Genomic DNA, 16,527 nt, shown 5'->3' on the forward strand with positions numbered 1-16,527 from the left:
CCCTTCCGTCGTCATGAAGGTCGTGCGGTACGGCTCCTGGCGGGGGTGGTGCGTTGGCCGGCCCTCTGCCCCACGGACTGCAGTGCCCCTTCGAGCGCGAACGTGGCCGCGCCCAGGCACACCGGGTCGGTGGGGATGGGGGAGAGGACGATCTCGGTGGCGGCCATCGGCCGCGGCAGCGCGTGCCGGGCGACGGCCTCGCGCACCTCCGTGACCAGGGGCTCGCCGAGGGCGGACGCTACCCAACTGCTGAGCACGACCACCTCGGGGTTGAACAGGTTGACCAGGTCGGCGATGCCCGCGCCGAGGTATCTGACGGTGTCGCGGACCACCTTCAGCGCCACCGGGTCGTTGTCGCGCAGCCCCTGGGCCAGCGCGGCGATGGTGGCCGTCTGGTCCTCCGGGTACAGCAGCGGGCTGTCGGGGCTGAGCTCCCGCAGGTTCAGCATGATCCCGGACGCGCCGACGTAGGCCTCCACACAGCCGTGCTTGCCGCAGCGGCACGGTCTTCCGTCCAGGACGATCGTGGTGTGGCCCCACTCGCCGGCGCTGTTGCTCACGCCCCGGTGAAGCCCGCCGCCCAGCAGCAGCCCGGCGCCCACACCGGTTCCGAGGTTCACCACCACGGCGTCCCCGCGCCCGCGCGCGGCCCCGAACCACAGCTCGGCCACCGCGGAGGCGCGCAGCGGGTTGTCCAGGTACAGGGGGTAGGCGATGTACTCGGTGAGCAGGTCGAGCAGCGGCACGTCGTGCCAGTCCCAGTTCGGCGCGTACTCCGAGACGCCGCTCGCGCGGTCCACCTGCCCGGGCACGCTCACGCCGACGCCGAGGACCCGGGCTCCCTCGATCCCGGCCTGCGCGACCACCGAGCCGACGGCGGCGGCGACATGGCTGACCACCTGCTCGGGGAGGCTCTCGCCGGGGCGCATGTCCTCGTCGGCGCGGGCGAGCACGTTCAGCGCGAGGTCGAACAGCTCGACATGGACGTACGTCTCCGCGATGTCCACGCCGATCAGCGCGCCCCCTGACGCGTTGACGGCCACCAGGCCCCTGGGGCGCCCGCCCGCCGAGTCCTCGAACCCGACTTCCGTGATCATCCGCAGATCGAGGAGCTCGCCGACCAGCGTGGCGACCGTGGCGAGGCTCAGCCCGGTGGCTGCCGCCAGCTCCTGCCGGGAGGTGGGGGACTGGGCGATGATCTGGCGCAGCACCTCGTAGCGGTTCGCGGTGCGGATGTCACGTGATGTGCCGCGCCTCATCGAGTTCCCCTCACTGCCGAACGTGCGGACCGGGGCACGTCGGCTCCGGCGCGGCGCAAATCTATGGTCTCCGGTGCCTTTCGACAAGGGGTTAGGAAAGGGGTTTTAGAAAGTCCGGTCCCGGTACACCGTGCCGCGCGGCCTGCACGAAGGCGTCGGCGGAGATCAATCGGCGATCAGCCCTCCAGTACCCCCCGCACGAACGCGTTGGTGAACTTTCCCGCCGGGTCCAGCGCCCGCACCAGCGCCCGGAAGTCGCCCAGTCGCGGATAACGGCCCCGCAGCACCGGCGCCGGCGTGGTGAACACCTTCCCCCAGTGGGGCCGCGCCTCGAAGGCGTCGAGTGCCTCCTCCACCCGCCGCACCACCGGCAGCACCGCCTCCGTGTCCTCGACCCAGGTGAAGTGCAGCGCCACGGTGTCCCGCCCGTACGCCGGGCTCAGCCACTGTGAGTCGGCTGCCACGGTCCGTACCTCGCAGATCTGCAGCACGGGCGCGACCGTCGTACGGATCGCGTCGAGCGCCCGCAGCGCATCGAGGGCGTGCGGCGCGGGCAGCAGATACTCGGACTGCAGCTCGGCACCGCTGCTCGGGACGAACTCGGCCCGGAAGTGCGGCAGCCGCTCGTGCCAGGGCCCCGGCGCCCCGAACTGCTCGGTGCAGTTGACCGCCGGCATACCCGGCACCGGATGCAGCTTCTCCGTGGCGGGCGCGGCCCATGGGAAGTCGGGCAGTGGCTGGTCGGAGCGCCGTTTGAGCCACACCTGCCGGAAGCCGGGCGCCCGCCAGTCGGTGAACAGGCTGACGCTGTACGCAGACGCCAAGATCGTCCCAAGCGTTCCGAAGTCCAGCCCGGTGAGCGGGAGTTCGGTGAACAGATGCTGCTCGACCTGGTAGGCGGGCTCCAGGTCGAGGGTGAGGGCGGTGACGACACCCAGGGCGCCCAGCGAGGTGACGGCTCCTTCGAAGCGCTCGTCGTCGCGCCCGATCGCCACCGTCGCCCCGTCCGCCGTGACCAGCTCCACCTCCCGCACCGCCGACGCGAGCGAGCCGTTGGTGACCCCCGAGCCATGGGTGCCGGTCGCGACCGACCCCGCGACGGAAATGTGCGGCAGGGACGCCATATTGGGCAGCGCGAGCCCGTGGGCGTCCACCGCGCGGGCCAGTTCCGCATACCGGACCCCGCCCGAGACCCGTACCGTACGGGCCGTCGTGTCCACGTCGATCACCGGTGCCAGTCCGGCGACCGAGAGCAGGACGCCCTCGCTGCCCGGCTCGGCGATCTCGTTGAAGGAATGCCCGCTGCCCAGTACGCGCACCTTCGCGCTCGCGCCCACCAGGGCCCTGAGCGCGTCGAGCGAATGCGGGCGCTGGAGTTCCTTGGCCGCGTAGGTGATGTTGCCGGCCCAGTTGGTGACCGTCTCCGTCATTCCTGCCGTCCCTCTACTTGAAGTGCGTGTACGTCGACCCTCTCATTTGCCGCCGCCACGGTAGAGAGCGTTTTCCTCACGGTTTCCGCGAACCCCTGCGCAATTCTCCAGCGCTGAACGCGGTTATCGGGTTGCGGATTTCGTTGTCTAGGCACCCGAGTAAGGCCGATCAGATAACTATCTGGCGATTGAGCTGCGATATCAGTAGTCTGCGGGTTCATGGTCCCTGAACCTCTGCCCGCTGCCCTTCCCCGGACCGAGCTGACCCGCCACCGCCGCCTGCGTGAGCAGGGCAGCCTGGAGCGGGCCGATCTGGACGCGATCCTCGATGCAGGGTTCGTGTGCCATCTGGGAGTGGTGGTCGAGGCGCGGCCTCTGGTCGTGCCGACGGTCTACGGTCGCGACCGGCGGCAGCTCTATCTGCACGGCTCCGTGGCCAGCCGCAGCCTCGCCGGCGGCGCCCCGGTGTGTGTCACCGTCACGCACGTCGACGGCCTGGTCCTGGCCCGCTCGGTCTTCGAGCACGGCGTGAACTACCGCAGCGCGATGATCCACGGCGAGGCCCGCAAGGTCACCGATCCCGACGAGAAGCTGGCAGGCCTGCGCCGCCTCACCGAGCAGGCGGCACCGGGCCAGTGGCAGTACGCCCGCCGCCCGGACCGTAAGGAACTCGCCGCCACCACCCTCCTCGCCCTCTCCCTCGAAGAGGCCTCGGTCAAGATCCGCACCGGCCCACCCGACGACGGCGACAGCGACGACGCGGCGCTCGGCGTCTGGGCCGGCAGCCTGCCCCTGACCTCGGTCTGGGGCGCCCCCGTACCCGACCCGCTGCTCCCGCCCGGCATTCCCGTACCGGGACACATCGCGCGCCGCGAGGGGACCCGGCACGGCTGACAGCCGGGCGAAGGCATACCGTGAGGAGTCGAACGCCTGAGCCGGGAGGAGAGATCGGGATGGGCAGCCGTACCGCACTGGTCGAGGATCTGATGGAGCGCTTCCCGCACGTACCGCGCGAAGCCGTCTTCAAGGAGGACCTGCTTCGCGGCGGGGTGGCCTTCGACCCGTCCGCGCTCAGCGACAACGAGTCCGGCGAGGTGAAGCCGAAGTCGTACTTCATCTTCTCCTTCGACCACGGCACCCTGCCGGAACTCGGTGAGGCCGCACTCAGGCGGCCCCCGGAGGAGATCATCCTCACCGGCGGCCCCTACGACCTGCGCCGGACCGTCGTCTCCGTGCGCGTGAACCCGACCTCGCCCTACCGCGTCGCCGCCGACGACGAGGGCGTGCTCGGGCTGTATCTCGACGGGAAGCGCATCGCCGACGTGGGCGTGCCGCCGATGCCCGAGTACTACCGGCACACCCTCTCCAACGGGAAGTCCGTCATGGAGGTCGCCCCGACCATCCAGTGGGGCTACCTCATCTACCTCACCGTCTTCCGCGTCTGCCAGTACTTCGGCGCCAAGGAGGAGTGCCAGTACTGCGACATCAACCACAACTGGCGCCAGCACAAGGCCGCCGGCCGCCCCTACACGGGTGTCAAGGACGTCGAGGAGGTGCTGGAGGCCCTCGAGATCATCGACCGGTACGACACCCAGAAGGCCTCCACCGCCTACACCCTCACCGGCGGAGCGATCACCAAGACGGTCGCCGGACGCGACGAGGCCGACTTCTACGGGCACTACGCCAAGGCCATCGAGGAGCGCTTCCCGGGCCGGTGGATCGGGAAGGTCGTCGCCCAGGCCCTGCCGCGTGACGACGTGCAGCGCTTCAAGGACTACGGCGTGCAGATCTACCACCCCAACTACGAGGTGTGGGACCGGCGGCTGTTCGAGCTGTACTGCCCGGGCAAGGAGCGCTACGTCGGCCGCGACGAATGGCACAAGCGGATCCTCGACTCGGCGGAGATCTTCGGCGCGCGCAACGTCATCCCCAACTTCGTGGCGGGTGTGGAGATGGCCGAGCCCTTCGGCTTCACGACGGTCGACGAGGCCATCGCGTCGACCACCGAAGGCCTGCGCTTCTTCATGTCGCACGGCATCACGCCCCGCTTCACCACCTGGTGCCCCGAGCCGACCACCCCGCTCGGCAAGGCCAACCCCCAGGGCGCCCCGTTGGAGTACCACATCCGCCTGCTCCAGGCCTATCGCCAGACGATGGACGACTTCGGCCTCGCCTCCCCGCCCGGATACGGTCCTCCCGGACCCGGCCGCGCCGTGTTCTCCGTCAGCTCCTTCATGGACAGTCTTCCGGCACAGGAGCCCTCTGCCGAGGAGCCGACGAAGGTGTGACCCCCGCCGTACCGCCGGCGGGACCGAGGCGCCCACAAATGCGGGCCGCGATCGATACGTTTTGACGTTCCTTCCGTATAACTCCCATAGCAACGAGGAGTGGATGCCGGAGTACAGGGCCGAGGCCCTCGACGCGCAGGGGCGGGTCGTGGGGGTCGTGCACTGCGACCGGTAGGACGGCGCCCACCGGCGGTCGCCGTCCGGCGACCGCCGGTCACCGGATTTGAATAGGGCGCTTGTCAGTTGTGTGAAAGACGTGAAAGGGTCGGTCCCTGCCCGAGGCTCCCCGCAACTTCGTTGCCAATAACGTGAGTTGACCTCGTTTGTGGATGCAGGAGACCCATGCCCGACCTGCCGACCCCGAAGAACGCCGCCGAGGCCGCGCTGTTCTCCGAGTGCTGGGACGCGGTGCTTTCCTACGCCGATCTGTGCACCGCCGGCGCCGCCGCGGCCACACAGCTGGCCACGGAGGCGTTCACGCTCGGTGTACGTGAGGTCCGCGCCGCCGAGACCGCGGGCGACCGGAACAACGGCCGCCGCTCGCCCCGACTCCCCGTCATCCCGCTGCTGTTGACCGCCGTACGCACCACGGCGGCCGCGTGGGAGGCCTGCGGACAGGGTCACGACCTCGACCCCGATCTGCGCCTGTGGCTCAACTCGGACAAGGCCGCGCGCTATACCGGACTTCCGCTGCGTCGCCCGATCGCCCTGCGCGGCCTGCGCGATTTGCAGGAACCGGACGCGGAACTGCTGTGGCTGGCCGAGGTGGAGGCGCTGCCGCGGCCCGTGGTGGCCCGACGCCTCGGCCTCGACCCGACTCTCCTGGGCGAGGAACTCGCCCAGGTACGGGGCCTGTTCAGGGACCGTTGCCACCGCAACCACCTCGACACCCCGATGGACACGCAGTGCCGCAGTTATGCGCGCCTCCTCGACGCGATCACCAGGTCGCCCGCCGCCGACATCCCGCAGGACCTCTCGCGGCACCTCGCCACCTGCGTGGACTGCGCGGAGGCCGCCGCCTGTCTGCGTCCGCAGGGCGGCGGACTGCCGGCCGCCCTGGCCGGAGGGGTGATCGGCTGGGGCGGTCTCGCCTACCTGGAACGCCGTCGCCGCGCGGCCGAGGTACGCCTCGGCGCCGGACGCCCCGAGCTTGCCGACGGGAACAGCGAGCCCAAGGCCGCCGCCACGAACCGTGCGCGCACCGTGCGCAACGGCCTCCTGGTCGCGGCCGTGCTCGTGTCGCTGCTCGCGCTGGCCGTGTCGATGATGCCGTTCGGCAGCACCGGCGACGTCGCGACAGGCGACATCCCGACCGACAGCTCACCCGTGGCGGCACCCCGCCCGTCCCTGCCCTCCGTCACCTCGTCGCCGATCGCCTCCCCCACGCCGTCCACCACCGCGACGAAGTCCGGCGACCGCAAGAACCCCGATCCGGAACCCCAGGGCACCTCCTCGGCCACGGCCACCGGCCGCCCGGTGCCCGACAAGAGCGAGCCCGCCACCTGCAAGGTCGCCTACGACCTGGTCAACCAGTGGCCCGACGGCTTCCAGGCCACCGTCTCCGTCACCACCACCGACGCCCTCGACTCCTGGCGGGTCGCCTGGTCCTTCCCGGACGGCCAGCAGACCAGCCAGATGTGGGACGCGAGCTTCGCCCAGAACGGCTCCCGCGTCACGGCCGCCGCCGCCGACTACAACAGGTCCGTTCCCGCCGGCGGCACCCTCTCCTTCGGCTTCCTCGCCTCCTGGAGCGGCAAGAACGCGCCGCCGTACGACTTCACGCTGAACGGGCACGCCTGCACGAAAACCAGTTGACGCACTGCTGCCGCAGCGGGCTACTGTGGCATCGGTTCGCACGGCGGCATAAGGCCGCCGTGTCCCAGGAGAGCCTGAACGAGGAGGTGTTGACCGATGACTGTCATTGCGATGAGCGCTACCCGCATCCAGTTCATCTTCATCAAGTCCACCTCCGTGGCCGCCGGCTGATCTCACCACCACCATGCCGGGGCCGCCCCTTGAAGGGTCTCCCTTGACTTCCAGCTCTGCTCTCTCCGATTTCTCCGCGCTCGCTCCCTACGGCTGGGACGACGCATGGGCGGACGAGTTCGCCCCGTACGACACCGAAGGACTGCTGCCCGGGCGCGTGATCCGGGTCGACCGCGGCCAGTGCGACGTGGTCACCGCCGACGGGACGGTGCGGGCCGACACCGCGTTCGTCACCCCGCACGACCCGCTGCGGGTCGTGTGCACCGGCGACTGGGTCGCCCTCGAAACCGGCGGGAACCCCCGCTATGTACGCACGTATCTGCCGCGCCGTACCGCCTTCGTGCGTTCCACCTCCTCCAAGCGGTCCGAGGGGCAGATCCTCGCCGCCAACGTCGACCACGCGATCGTCGCCGTGTCCCTCGCCGCCGAACTCGACCTCGGCCGCATCGAACGATTCCTGGCGCTGGCCTGGGAGTCGGGCGCGCAGCCGCTGGTCGTGCTGACCAAGGCCGACCTGGTGCCGGACGCGGCGACGCGCTCGCATCTCGTCCAGGACGTCGAGCTGTCGGCACCGGGCGTGAGGGTGCTGACGGTCAGTGCCCAGGACGGCGACGGGCTCGACGCCCTCGTGTCCCTCGTCTCCGGCGGCACCGCCGTGCTGCTCGGACAGTCCGGCGCGGGCAAGTCCACCCTCGCGAACGCGCTCCTCGGCGCCGAGGTGATGGACGTCCGGGCCACGCGGGACATCGACGGCAAGGGACGCCATACGACGACCACGCGCAACCTGCTCGCCCTGCCCGGCGGGGGTGTCCTCATCGACACGCCGGGGCTGAGGGGCGTGGGTCTGTGGGACGCCGAGATCGGCGTCGGACAGGTCTTCTCCGAGATCGAGGAACTGTCCGGGCAGTGCCGCTTCCACGACTGCGCGCACGAAGCGGAGCCGGGGTGCGCGGTGCAGGCGGCCGTCGAGGGCGGTGAGCTGCCGCACCGGCGACTGGAGAGCTACCGCAAGCTCATGCGGGAGAACCAGTGGATCGTGGCCAAGACCGATGCGCGGGTCCGGGCGGAGGTTCGGCGGGATTGGAAGCGGAGGGGGGCCGAGGGGCGGGCGGCGATGGATCTGAAGCGGGGGCGTCGGCACTGAGCGGGGTGTCGGGGGGCGTCGTCCTCCGGGGGCTGCGCCCCCAGACCCCCCTTCGGCCTGAACGGCCTCGTCCTCAAACGCCGGACGGGCTGAGATGCGCTGGGCTGGTGCTGTGTCTTCGGGTGCCGGGCGGGCTGAGATGCGCGAGCCCGGGCTGGGAAGCTTCGCGTCCGAATTCCGCCAGTCGGGTGCGGGGGCGCGGTGGAGACTGGGAGATGTGAGGGACGAAGACAGCAGGTATGAAGCCGTGCGGAGCCGGGATGCCCGCTTCGACGGGGAGTTCTTCTTCGCCGTCGAGACCACGGGCATCTACTGCCGGCCCAGTTGCCCGGCGGTGACGCCGAAGCGGCGCAACGTGCGGTTCTTCGCGACGGCCGCCGCCGCGCAGGGCTCGGGATTCCGGGCCTGTCGGCGGTGCCGGCCGGACGCCGTGCCGGGGTCGGCCGACTGGAACGTGCGTGCCGACGTCGTGGGGCGCGCCATGCGGCTCATCGGGGACGGCGTCGTCGACCGGGAAGGCGTGGCGGGACTCGCCGCGCGGCTCGGGTACAGCGCCCGGCAGGTGCAGCGGCAGCTCACCACCGAACTCGGCGCCGGACCGGTCGCGCTCGCCCGGGCCCAGCGTGCGCACACCGCGCGCGTGCTGGTGCAGACGACGGAGCTGCCGATCACGGAGATCGCGTTCGCGTCCGGGTTCGCCAGTGTGCGGCAGTTCAACGACACCATCCGGGACGTGTACGCGTCGACACCGAGCGAACTGCGGGCCACCGCGCCCAGGAGCGGACGGGCGGGCCGGCGTGCGGCCACCCCGACCGCGGGGATCCCCCTGCGGCTCGCCCACCGGGGCCCGTACCAGGCCGACGCCGTCTTCGACCTGCTGGCGGACGAGGCCGTGTCCGGTGTGGAGGAAGTGAGCGGGGAACGCGGGCGGCGGACGTACCGCCGTACCCTCCGCCTCCCGCACGGCACCGGCATCGTCGCCGTCGACGAGCGCACCCGCACGGCGAAGTCCGTGTCCGGTGCCCATCCGGGCGGCTGGCTGGATGCCCGGCTGCACCTCACCGACCCCCGCGACCTGACCACCGGCGTGGGGCGGCTGCGGCGGCTCTTCGATCTCGACGCCGATCCGTACGCCGTGGACGAGCGGCTCGGCGGCGACGAACGGCTCGCGCCGCTGGTCGCCGCCCGGCCGGGGCTGCGGTCCCCGGGAGCCGCCGATCCCGACGAACTGACGGTGCGGGCACTGACGGGCCCGGCGGAGGCGGAGCGGCTCGTGCGGCGGTACGGCAAGGCACTCGACGCCCCGTGCGGCAGCCTCACCCACCTCTTCCCCGAGCCCGCAGTCCTCGCGGAGGCCGAACCGCACGGCACCCTGGGCGCACTCACCGCCGCCCTCGCCGACGGCGCCGTACGCCTCGACCCGGGCGCAGACCGCGACGACGCAGCGGCCGCGCTGCTCGCCCTGCCCGGCCTGGACACCGGCACGGTCGCCGTCATCCGCACCCGGGCCCTCGGCGACCCCGACGTCGCCCCGCCCGGCCCGGACGTTCCCGACAGCTGGCGCCCCTGGCGCTCGTACGCCCTGCAACACCTGCGTATGGCAGGAGAGTTGGACTGAGTCATGAGAATCCTCTGGACCCACGTCGACAGCCCCGTCGGGCCTCTGCTCCTCACCGCCGACCCCACCGGAGCCCTGACCTCCCTCTCCGTGCCCGGGCAGAAGAACGGCCGTACGGTGCAGGTGGACTGGCGGCACGACCCCGGCCCGTTCCGGACGGCCGAGGAGCAGCTCTGCGCCTACTTCGCTGGTGAACTCAAGGATTTCCGGCTGGAGTTCAGTACGGCGGGAAGTGAGTTCCGGGAGAAGGTGTGGGACGCCCTGGACTCGGTTCCCTACGGGGCGATTACGACGTACGGCGAGATCGCCGCCCGTATCGGCGCTTCCCGTGCCGCCGTGCGGGCCGTCGGCGGTGCGATCGGAGCCAACCCGTTGCTCATTGTCCGGCCGTGCCATCGTGTGATCGGAGCGAACGGTGCCCTGACGGGGTACGCGGGCGGCCTGGAGCGCAAGGTGCGGCTGCTGACGCTGGAGGGGTCCCTCCAGTCCTCCAGTTGGTCCCCCTGTTAGTTCTCCGTTAGTCCTCCAGGCCCCAGCTGTGGATCCGCCGCGGATGGATGCGGATCAGCTCCTCGCTGAAGTGTGCGCCCAACTCGTGCGGACCGGTGAGGAGTTCGGCCTCGCCGCGGATGTCGACACCGCGCACCTTCCACGGGTGAAGGCTCGCGATGTCGTCGACGACCAGGGCGACCCGGGGGTTCTGCCGGAGGTTGCGCCACTTCTTGGTGGTGCCGAGGGCATGACCGCCGACCAGGATCGTGCCGTCCTCCTGGGGAAAGAAACCGACCGGGTTGGCCTGCGGCTGCCCGTGCGGGTCGACGGTGGCCAGCCGCCCCAGCCGCTGCGACTTCAGATACGCGCGCTCGGCCTCGCTGAATTCGGTCATGACAGCCACCCAAACACGCCCGTCCGCCCGGCGCATCGGTTCCTCGCCCTGGGGCGTTTCTCTCCACCCGCTCACTGACCTGCCTGCTCTGGACCATCTGAAGCCCGGCTTCCGATCCGACGCCACCCGTGCCGGAGACGTCCCGGCCGGCCCCGGCCTCGCCAGCCTGGTGTGCACCAAGAACAGCCAGGACACCACGCTCGACGGGCTGGAGCGCCGGCCCTGCTTCGTGCCGTGGCTCACGGCCTGCGCAGGTGTTCCCTCCACTGCTCTCCCGCGAAGACCGCGCAGGTGAAGTACATGCGCCGGTCCCCTTCGGAGCCGATGACCCGGGCGGCCTCCAAGGCACGGCAGAAGTGCTTGCTCGCGCTGGGTACGCCTGCTTGCTGACACAGCGCGATGCCCACTCCATATTCCAGCTGGTGCCGCAGGCCGGCTTTGGCGCGCTCTACCGTCCGAATGCCGACAGCGTCGGTGTCCAGGATGTGCAGGCGTTCCCGCAGGACTGGTTCCGCTTCGTACGGATCGAAGCCAGCCAGATGGAAAGACGCCATGTGGTGACCTATTGATGCCGCCCCAAATGCGCCCAGCAGCGTGCCCTCGCCCGGCTCTCAGCCCCAGAGCACCGCGCCCAGCCACGCCCCCGCGATCAGCAGACAGGTGAACAGCTCCGCCAGCACGCTGGAGCCGCCCGAGCGCATCGCCGTGCGCAGTGCGGTCACGGCCTCGCCGTGCCGGCCAAGGCGCAGGCGTTCGCTGAGGTAGATGCCGCCCATGAAGCCGGGGATCGCGCCGAGCACGGGTATCAGGAAGAAGCCCAGGACCGCACCCGCCCCCGCGTACACCCCCATGCGGGGGGTCGCGCCGCTCTCGCGCAGCCGTCTCGGCGGCAGCGCCCAGCGCACCACCTGGGAGACGAACAGCGCGACCGTCGCACCCACCAGCACCCACCAGGACACCGCGTGCGGATCCTTCAGTGCCCACCACATGACCGCGGCCCACACGAGCCACGATCCCGGCACCCCGGGCACCAGCACTCCGCACAGGCCGAACAGGAGGACCAGCGCGACCAGCAGGAGGTCCCACACTCCCATCTGACCAGAGTGCCGGACGGGAGGAGAAGTCGCAGGTCAGCCAGCGCTCATCCGGTGCGGTTCCGGTCCCGGGCCACCCAGCCCCGCTCGTACGCATGCCAGCCCAGCTGCAGCCGTGTCGTCACCCCGGTCAGCTCCATCAGCCGCTTCACCCGGCGCTGCACGGTCCGCAGACCCAGGTCGAGCTGTTTGGCGACGCTCGCGTCCGTCAGCCCGGCGAGGAGGAGGGAGAGGACCTCCAGGTCCGTTCCGTCCGGGCCGTCCGGGCCCTGTTCGGTCACGCCGGACACGCCGATCCTGAGCGGCAGCGCGTCACGCCACACCGACTCGAACAGGCCGGACAGCAGCTCCAGCAGGCCGCTCGCGTGGACGACCAGCGCGGCGGGCTCCGCGGTGTGCGTGGTGAGCGGCACCAGAGCGAGCGTCCGGTCGGCGACCACCAGCTTGGTCGGCACCTTGTCGACCACCCGCACCTGCTCGTCGCGGCCGAGCGCGGCGGACAGCTCGGTGATGCAGTCCGGCAGGTCGAGCACCGAGCGCGCGACCACAACGCGGTAGCGGACCCCGCGCCCGGCCGCCTGCTCCTCCGCCTGGTTTTCCGTTCCGTCCACGACGGCCGGGTTGCCGGTGACCAGGGCGCATACCTCGTCGCTCGCCCCGAGCTGCAGCTGGAGAAAGCGCTGGGCGACCGCGGCCGCGCCGATCACCACCTCGACCAGGTCGTGCACGGCGGGCTCGGCCGCCACCGCCCGGTACTCCTCAGCGAGCAGCGCGGCCGCCAGCTCCGCCTTCTCCAGTTCGTGCCGCTGCTGGGTGAGCAGCGCGCCCAGCGCCACCCCGGGCGGCGCGGCCACCCAGCGTCCCGGCCGGGCAGAGGACTGGGCGGCCAGCCCGTGCCGCTCCAGCCGCCGCAGCGCACGTTCGGTGTCGTGCTCGCCGAGCGCCAGCCGCCGCGCGAGATCCGGAACGTCGGCGGCGCCCACGGACACCAGCGCCCGATACGCCGACTCGTGTGTCTCGTCCAGCCCCAGCGCTGACAGCATCAGCCGCCGCCCTTCCTCGAAGAACCCCGCGATGCGTGCGCCACCGTGGCGGAAAACAGCCATGACGCAAACCCGCCTCGGAACATCATCGCCGTAGCGCCCGGCTCTCTGCCAAGGTGTCGCCATGTCCCCACGACCGTGTTGATCAGCGACTGTGTGCGGCGCCGGGTGCGACGGCGACGCACAGCTGATCTCCAGGGACATGGGTCACACTCGGCCCCGGTCCGACCGGCTCCTTGGCGTGATCCGGTCACCCAGAACGTGATCCGGGTCCGAAACGCGCCGTCGATGCACCGTCGGCGCGAAGGGGATTCGGACCCGGGTCACTCCGGCGTCGCCGGGCGGCTCTCCCGTGGGGGGTGGAGCCGTCCGGCGACCTTGCTGCGCACCGCCGTTCGAGGACTCACCCGACGCGCCGTCCTGGGCGGCGTTGCCGTGGCGGATTTTCCTGATGCCCCGTTTTCATACGGCCCTTGCGGTGGACAATTGGGGGCATGAGCCAGCAGGGGGGAAGTCCCACCGGTCACGAGGACGACTGGTGGGGACAGCTGTACGACGACTCGACCGAGGACACGGGCCCCGCGCCCGCGCCCGACACCCTCGACGACCGGTTCGCGTCGGTGTCGGGAGCGGTGGGCGGCGGGGCCGGTTCCGGGGCGGAGGCCGTGGACGAGGGGGTGGCCGCCGCGGGATCGGGAGTCCCCGCGCAGCGCCCCGGCGGCGCCGAACCGGCAGAGGGCTCGTTCGGTTCCGGGCTCACCGGGCAGCGTGCGAACCGGCTCCAAGCCCCAGCCCCAGCCCCAGCCCCAGCCTCAGTCCTTGGCCAAGCTTCCGCCCCCGAGCGGCTCCAACCCCCGGCCCCCGGCGCGGTCCCCGCCCCCGACCGGCTCCAGCCCCCGGTCCCTAGCTCGCCCCCGGCCCCCGACCTGCTTGACGCCCCCCCACCCGCTCCCCAGGACGTGCCCGCTCCCCAGGACCGTCGCACCGCCACCCACGTCGACCTCCCCACCCTCCCCCCGGAGTCGGTCGACTACGTCGGTTCGGGGCCGCCGACGTACGACGCCGAGCCCACCGCGCTCCCGCCCGCCGATCCGGACGACCTCGATGACCTCGTGGCGGACACCGTGCTCGACGGCGCCCGCTACGGTGCCTGCACCCTGCGTGCCGTCTCCGTGCGAGGGGACTCCGCCCGGTACCGGGGCGAACCGCGTCGTGACTCCCTCCTCACCGCCCGCTTCGGCACCGGTGAACAGGCGTTGATCCTGGTCGCGATGGCCACCGGCGCCCGGGCCACCCCCGGCGCGCACCGTGCCGCGGCCGAGGCCTGTCACTGGATCGGCCGGGCCGTCGGCCGCAGTCATGCCCGGCTCGCCGAGGACATAAGGGCGGCCAGGCGCGGCGACCTCAAGTCAGGCCTGCACCGCCTCACCGACCGCAGCCTCGGCAAGCTCCGCGCCAGCGCCGCCGAGCAGGGCATCGACCCGGAGGAGTACTCCGCCACGCTGCGCTGTCTGCTCCTGCCCGCCGACCCGGAGTGCCGTACCCGCGTCTTCTTCGGCGTCGGCACCGGCGGGCTGTTCCGGCTCCGCGACGGCGACTGGCAGGACATCGAGCCGCGCGTCACCGACGCCGCCGGCGACCCCGTCGTCGGCTTCGGCTCGCTGCCCGCCGAGACGCCCGAGGGCGACCGTCTCACCATGGACCTGGGCATCACGACACCTCCCAGCCCGTACGACCCCGCCCCCGAGCCGCCCCGCGAACCCTTCCGGTTCCGGGCCTCCGTGGCTCGCACGGGCGACACGCTCCTGATGTGCAGCGGCGGCCTCGCCGAGCCGTTGCGCGGCGAACCCGACCTGTGCCGGTATCTGACGACCCGGTGGTCCGGACCCACCCCGCCGGGCCTGGCCGCGTTCCTCGCGGACACCCAGGTCCGGGTCAAGGGGTACGCGGACGACCGTACGGCTGCCGCCGTTTGGGAGGCGTGAGGGCGCCCGCTGCGAACGCATGGACCCAGAGGGATCCACGGAGACCTGCGGCGCCCATGGGGTGAGCGTCGAGAAGTCCAAGGACCTCGCCGGTGCCCTGAAGGACGCCGTCAAGCACAGGGCCCGGCCCCCGTCGAGATCGTCACCGACCCCGACGCCCTTTCCATCCCGCCGAAGATCAGCGACGAGAGATGGTGACCGGCTTCGCCCTGTCCGTCTCCAAGATCGCGCTGGACGGTGGGGTGGGCCGGGTGCTGCCGATGGCCCGTACCAGCATCGGTAACGTGTCTCGGCCCTACGAGCCGTCCGGTTCCTCGGCCGGCACCCACTGGCGCACGCCGTGGCCGTTCGTGCCGTACCAGAAGCGCGGCAGGCCCTTGATGCTGCTGGTGCGGAACGGACGACCGTGGTCGTCGATGCGGACCGTGCCGGTGCGGCCCTGGGAGGACCAGTCGAGTTCCAGGTACCACGCGCAGTCGTACGTCTCGGTCGTCGCGGTGGCCAGCAGCACCTCCGGGTCCTGGGCGGAGACGCGGTAGGGGAACTTCACGGCGGGGGCGGGGTTCCCTCTGTCGTCGGCGCCGGAGACCGCGCGGGCGATGGGGCGGTTGATGTCGAGGTTCACGTCGAAGTAGCGCGGGCCGAGGCCGCCGCCGCAGCCCTGCGCCATGTCGTACGTGGTGCCCTTGAGCGGGGTGCCGCGGCTGACGACGCGGACCCGAAGGGCTTCCAGGACCACGGCCGTGGACGACTTTCCCTGCACTGAGATCTGCACCATCGTCTGCCGCCCGTGCACCGCCCCCTGCGTCGCCGCCCACGCCGCGGCGTCCTGCGGCACCGGCGGCGGGGGCACCTGGTCCGGTTCCTTGCCGATGACGTAGTCGTGTGCGCAGCCCCCGTCCCAGATCTGAGAGTCGGTGGTCCATGTGAGGGGCAGGCCGGCGGCCGGCTTCCCGGCGCCGGTGGGGTCGTTGCTCGGGGCGGACGAGCCGGCGGCCTTGTTCTTCGTGCCGGGTGCGGGCGAGCCGCCGGCCGTGCCGGCGGAGGAGCTCGCGGACGGCTTCGTCTTCGACGAGCTGCGGGGTGATGGGGGAGCGGTCGTCCCCGGGCCGGACGAGGAGCGCGGGGTGGCCGTGTCCGAGGAGTGGTCCGTCGACAGCGCGGACAGACCGCCGAGGGTGGCGAGCAGCGCACAGGTGACGGCGGTGGACGCCACGACCCGTCGGCGGCGGTACCAGGGGCGGGCGGCGCGGGAGGACCGGGGCCCTTCCACGACCTCCGGCACGACGGCCTCCTCGACGGGAGCGGGCGCCCCCTCCACCGGCTCCTCGCCAGGCGCGGCCGCCGTACGCACCCGCTGCCGTGCCGCCACCGCGAGCAGCCACAGCCGGTGCAGTTCGAGCCGTTCCTCCGGCGTCGCCTCGCAGAAGGCAGCGAGCCGCTCCACGGGCGCGAAGTCCTGCGGTACGGCGTCACCCGCGCAGTAGCGGTGCAGGGTCGAGGTGTTCATGTTGACGCGCCGGGCCAGGGAGCCGTAGCTCCGGTCCGTGCGGTCCTTCAGCCGGCGCAGCAGCGCCGCGAACTGTTCGACGTCGTCCCGAGTCGACACCGTTCTCCCGTCCTCACGTAATTCCCGCATCCCAGGCACTCCATATACCTGCACGTCAGATGGGCTGGGATGGTTCCACCGTCGCCGAACGGGCGTTGGGCGTTGCGCCGGGCTCCTGTGACGGCCGATGCTCTTGGTGTCGCACCGACCAGGGCCGGACCGACCATCCGCCGTCGCTGCGACAA

General features: G+C 71.6%; 15 protein-coding genes and 1 pseudogene. 10 read left to right on the forward strand and 6 right to left on the reverse strand.

Annotated features, from left to right (window positions below):
* Positions 1–11: 11 nt before the first annotated feature.
* Entirely contained in the window at positions 12–1,259 is a 1,248-nt protein-coding gene (locus tag OOK07_RS34480) for an ROK family transcriptional regulator (protein WP_266685733.1), read from the reverse strand.
* 176 nt (positions 1,260–1,435) lie between these two features.
* The gene (locus OOK07_RS34485; RefSeq protein WP_266800385.1) at positions 1,436–2,689 is read right to left on the reverse strand and encodes an FAD-binding protein; all 1,254 of its coding nucleotides are present in this window, start codon (positions 2,687–2,689) and stop codon (positions 1,436–1,438) included.
* A gap of 219 nt (positions 2,690–2,908) precedes the next feature.
* Here OOK07_RS34485 and OOK07_RS34490 point away from each other — a divergent pair, with 219 nt between their 5' ends.
* The 6 genes from OOK07_RS34490 (at position 2,909) to OOK07_RS34515 (ending at position 10,235) form a co-directional block, all read left to right on the forward strand.
* Entirely contained in the window at positions 2,909–3,583 is a 675-nt protein-coding gene (locus OOK07_RS34490; RefSeq protein ID WP_266800386.1) for a pyridoxamine 5'-phosphate oxidase family protein, read from the forward strand.
* 59 nt (positions 3,584–3,642) lie between these two features.
* On the forward strand, positions 3,643–4,977 hold the full coding sequence (locus OOK07_RS34495; protein ID WP_266685738.1) for a radical SAM protein: 1,335 nt from the start codon (positions 3,643–3,645) through the stop codon (positions 4,975–4,977).
* A gap of 342 nt (positions 4,978–5,319) precedes the next feature.
* Positions 5,320–6,792: a cellulose binding domain-containing protein gene (locus OOK07_RS34500; RefSeq protein ID WP_266800388.1), complete on the forward strand. Its 1,473-nt coding sequence runs from the start codon at positions 5,320–5,322 to the stop codon at positions 6,790–6,792.
* 214 nt (positions 6,793–7,006) lie between these two features.
* Positions 7,007–8,107 carry a ribosome small subunit-dependent GTPase A gene (rsgA, locus tag OOK07_RS34505; protein ID WP_266685741.1) on the forward strand — a complete coding sequence of 367 codons (1,101 nt, stop codon included), beginning with the start codon at positions 7,007–7,009 and terminating at the stop codon, positions 8,105–8,107.
* A gap of 139 nt (positions 8,108–8,246) precedes the next feature.
* Entirely contained in the window at positions 8,247–9,725 is a 1,479-nt protein-coding gene (locus OOK07_RS34510; protein WP_406312825.1) for an AlkA N-terminal domain-containing protein, read from the forward strand.
* Positions 9,726–9,728: 3 nt separating this feature from the next.
* Positions 9,729–10,235 (forward strand): methylated-DNA--[protein]-cysteine S-methyltransferase, encoded by a 507-nt coding sequence (locus OOK07_RS34515; RefSeq protein WP_266800391.1) that lies wholly within the window; start codon positions 9,729–9,731, stop codon positions 10,233–10,235.
* A gap of 7 nt (positions 10,236–10,242) precedes the next feature.
* Here OOK07_RS34515 and OOK07_RS34520 read toward each other — a convergent pair whose 3' ends face one another.
* The gene (locus OOK07_RS34520) at positions 10,243–10,611 is read right to left on the reverse strand and encodes a PPOX class F420-dependent oxidoreductase (RefSeq protein ID WP_266685744.1); all 369 of its coding nucleotides are present in this window, start codon (positions 10,609–10,611) and stop codon (positions 10,243–10,245) included.
* On the opposite strand from OOK07_RS34520, the gene OOK07_RS34525 reads away from it, so the two are divergent.
* Together OOK07_RS34525 and OOK07_RS34530 are read left to right on the forward strand one after the other, a co-directional pair.
* On the forward strand, positions 10,610–10,906 hold the full coding sequence (locus OOK07_RS34525) for a hypothetical protein (protein WP_266800393.1): 297 nt from the start codon (positions 10,610–10,612) through the stop codon (positions 10,904–10,906). The two genes, OOK07_RS34520 and OOK07_RS34525, sit on opposite strands and share 2 nt — an antisense overlap.
* An 88-nt stretch (positions 10,907–10,994) precedes the next feature.
* Positions 10,995–11,180 carry a hypothetical protein gene (locus OOK07_RS34530; RefSeq protein WP_266800395.1) on the forward strand — a complete coding sequence of 62 codons (186 nt, stop codon included), beginning with the start codon at positions 10,995–10,997 and terminating at the stop codon, positions 11,178–11,180.
* 42 nt (positions 11,181–11,222) lie between these two features.
* On the opposite strand, the gene OOK07_RS34535 is transcribed toward OOK07_RS34530, so the two are convergent.
* Positions 11,223–11,705: a DUF456 domain-containing protein gene (locus tag OOK07_RS34535; RefSeq protein ID WP_266685746.1), complete on the reverse strand. Its 483-nt coding sequence runs from the start codon at positions 11,703–11,705 to the stop codon at positions 11,223–11,225.
* Positions 11,706–11,752: 47 nt separating this feature from the next.
* Positions 11,753–12,748 (reverse strand): helix-turn-helix transcriptional regulator, encoded by a 996-nt coding sequence (locus OOK07_RS34540; protein ID WP_266802125.1) that lies wholly within the window; start codon positions 12,746–12,748, stop codon positions 11,753–11,755.
* A gap of 494 nt (positions 12,749–13,242) precedes the next feature.
* Here OOK07_RS34540 and OOK07_RS34545 point away from each other — a divergent pair, with 494 nt between their 5' ends.
* Positions 13,243–14,733 carry a protein phosphatase 2C domain-containing protein gene (locus tag OOK07_RS34545; RefSeq protein ID WP_266800396.1) on the forward strand — a complete coding sequence of 497 codons (1,491 nt, stop codon included), beginning with the start codon at positions 13,243–13,245 and terminating at the stop codon, positions 14,731–14,733.
* Between the two features lie 49 nt (positions 14,734–14,782).
* Positions 14,783–15,029, forward strand: a pseudogene (locus OOK07_RS34550) (ubiquinone-dependent pyruvate dehydrogenase); the annotation flags it as partial.
* Here the strand turns inward: OOK07_RS34550 and OOK07_RS34555 are convergent.
* Complete coding sequence (locus OOK07_RS34555; protein WP_266800397.1) at positions 15,029–16,372, reverse strand: helix-turn-helix domain-containing protein; 1,344 nt, start codon at positions 16,370–16,372, stop codon at positions 15,029–15,031. The pseudogene OOK07_RS34550 and the gene OOK07_RS34555 overlap by 1 nt on opposite strands.
* Positions 16,373–16,527 lie beyond the last annotated feature (155 nt).

The organism is Streptomyces sp. NBC_00078 (assembly GCF_026343335.1).
Taxonomy (GTDB): Bacteria; Actinomycetota; Actinomycetes; order Streptomycetales; family Streptomycetaceae; genus Streptomyces.

Coding starts and splice junctions, on each gene's coding strand:
- OOK07_RS34495 (WP_266685738.1), top strand. CDS start 3,643: ATGGGCAGCCGTACCGCACTGGTCGAGGATCTGATGGAGCGCTTCCCG.
- OOK07_RS34510 (WP_406312825.1), top strand. CDS start 8,247: ATGCGCGAGCCCGGGCTGGGAAGCTTCGCGTCCGAATTCCGCCAGTCG.
- OOK07_RS34525 (WP_266800393.1), top strand. CDS start 10,610: ATGACAGCCACCCAAACACGCCCGTCCGCCCGGCGCATCGGTTCCTCG.
- OOK07_RS34515 (WP_266800391.1), top strand. CDS start 9,729: ATGAGAATCCTCTGGACCCACGTCGACAGCCCCGTCGGGCCTCTGCTC.
- OOK07_RS34485 (WP_266800385.1), bottom strand. CDS start 2,689: ATGACGGAGACGGTCACCAACTGGGCCGGCAACATCACCTACGCGGCC.
- OOK07_RS34480 (WP_266685733.1), bottom strand. CDS start 1,259: ATGAGGCGCGGCACATCACGTGACATCCGCACCGCGAACCGCTACGAG.
- OOK07_RS34490 (WP_266800386.1), top strand. CDS start 2,909: ATGGTCCCTGAACCTCTGCCCGCTGCCCTTCCCCGGACCGAGCTGACC.
- OOK07_RS34535 (WP_266685746.1), bottom strand. CDS start 11,705: ATGGGAGTGTGGGACCTCCTGCTGGTCGCGCTGGTCCTCCTGTTCGGC.
- OOK07_RS34500 (WP_266800388.1), top strand. CDS start 5,320: ATGCCCGACCTGCCGACCCCGAAGAACGCCGCCGAGGCCGCGCTGTTC.
- OOK07_RS34545 (WP_266800396.1), top strand. CDS start 13,243: ATGAGCCAGCAGGGGGGAAGTCCCACCGGTCACGAGGACGACTGGTGG.
- OOK07_RS34520 (WP_266685744.1), bottom strand. CDS start 10,611: ATGACCGAATTCAGCGAGGCCGAGCGCGCGTATCTGAAGTCGCAGCGG.
- OOK07_RS34540 (WP_266802125.1), bottom strand. CDS start 12,748: ATGCTGTCAGCGCTGGGGCTGGACGAGACACACGAGTCGGCGTATCGG.
- OOK07_RS34555 (WP_266800397.1), bottom strand. CDS start 16,372: ATGCGGGAATTACGTGAGGACGGGAGAACGGTGTCGACTCGGGACGAC.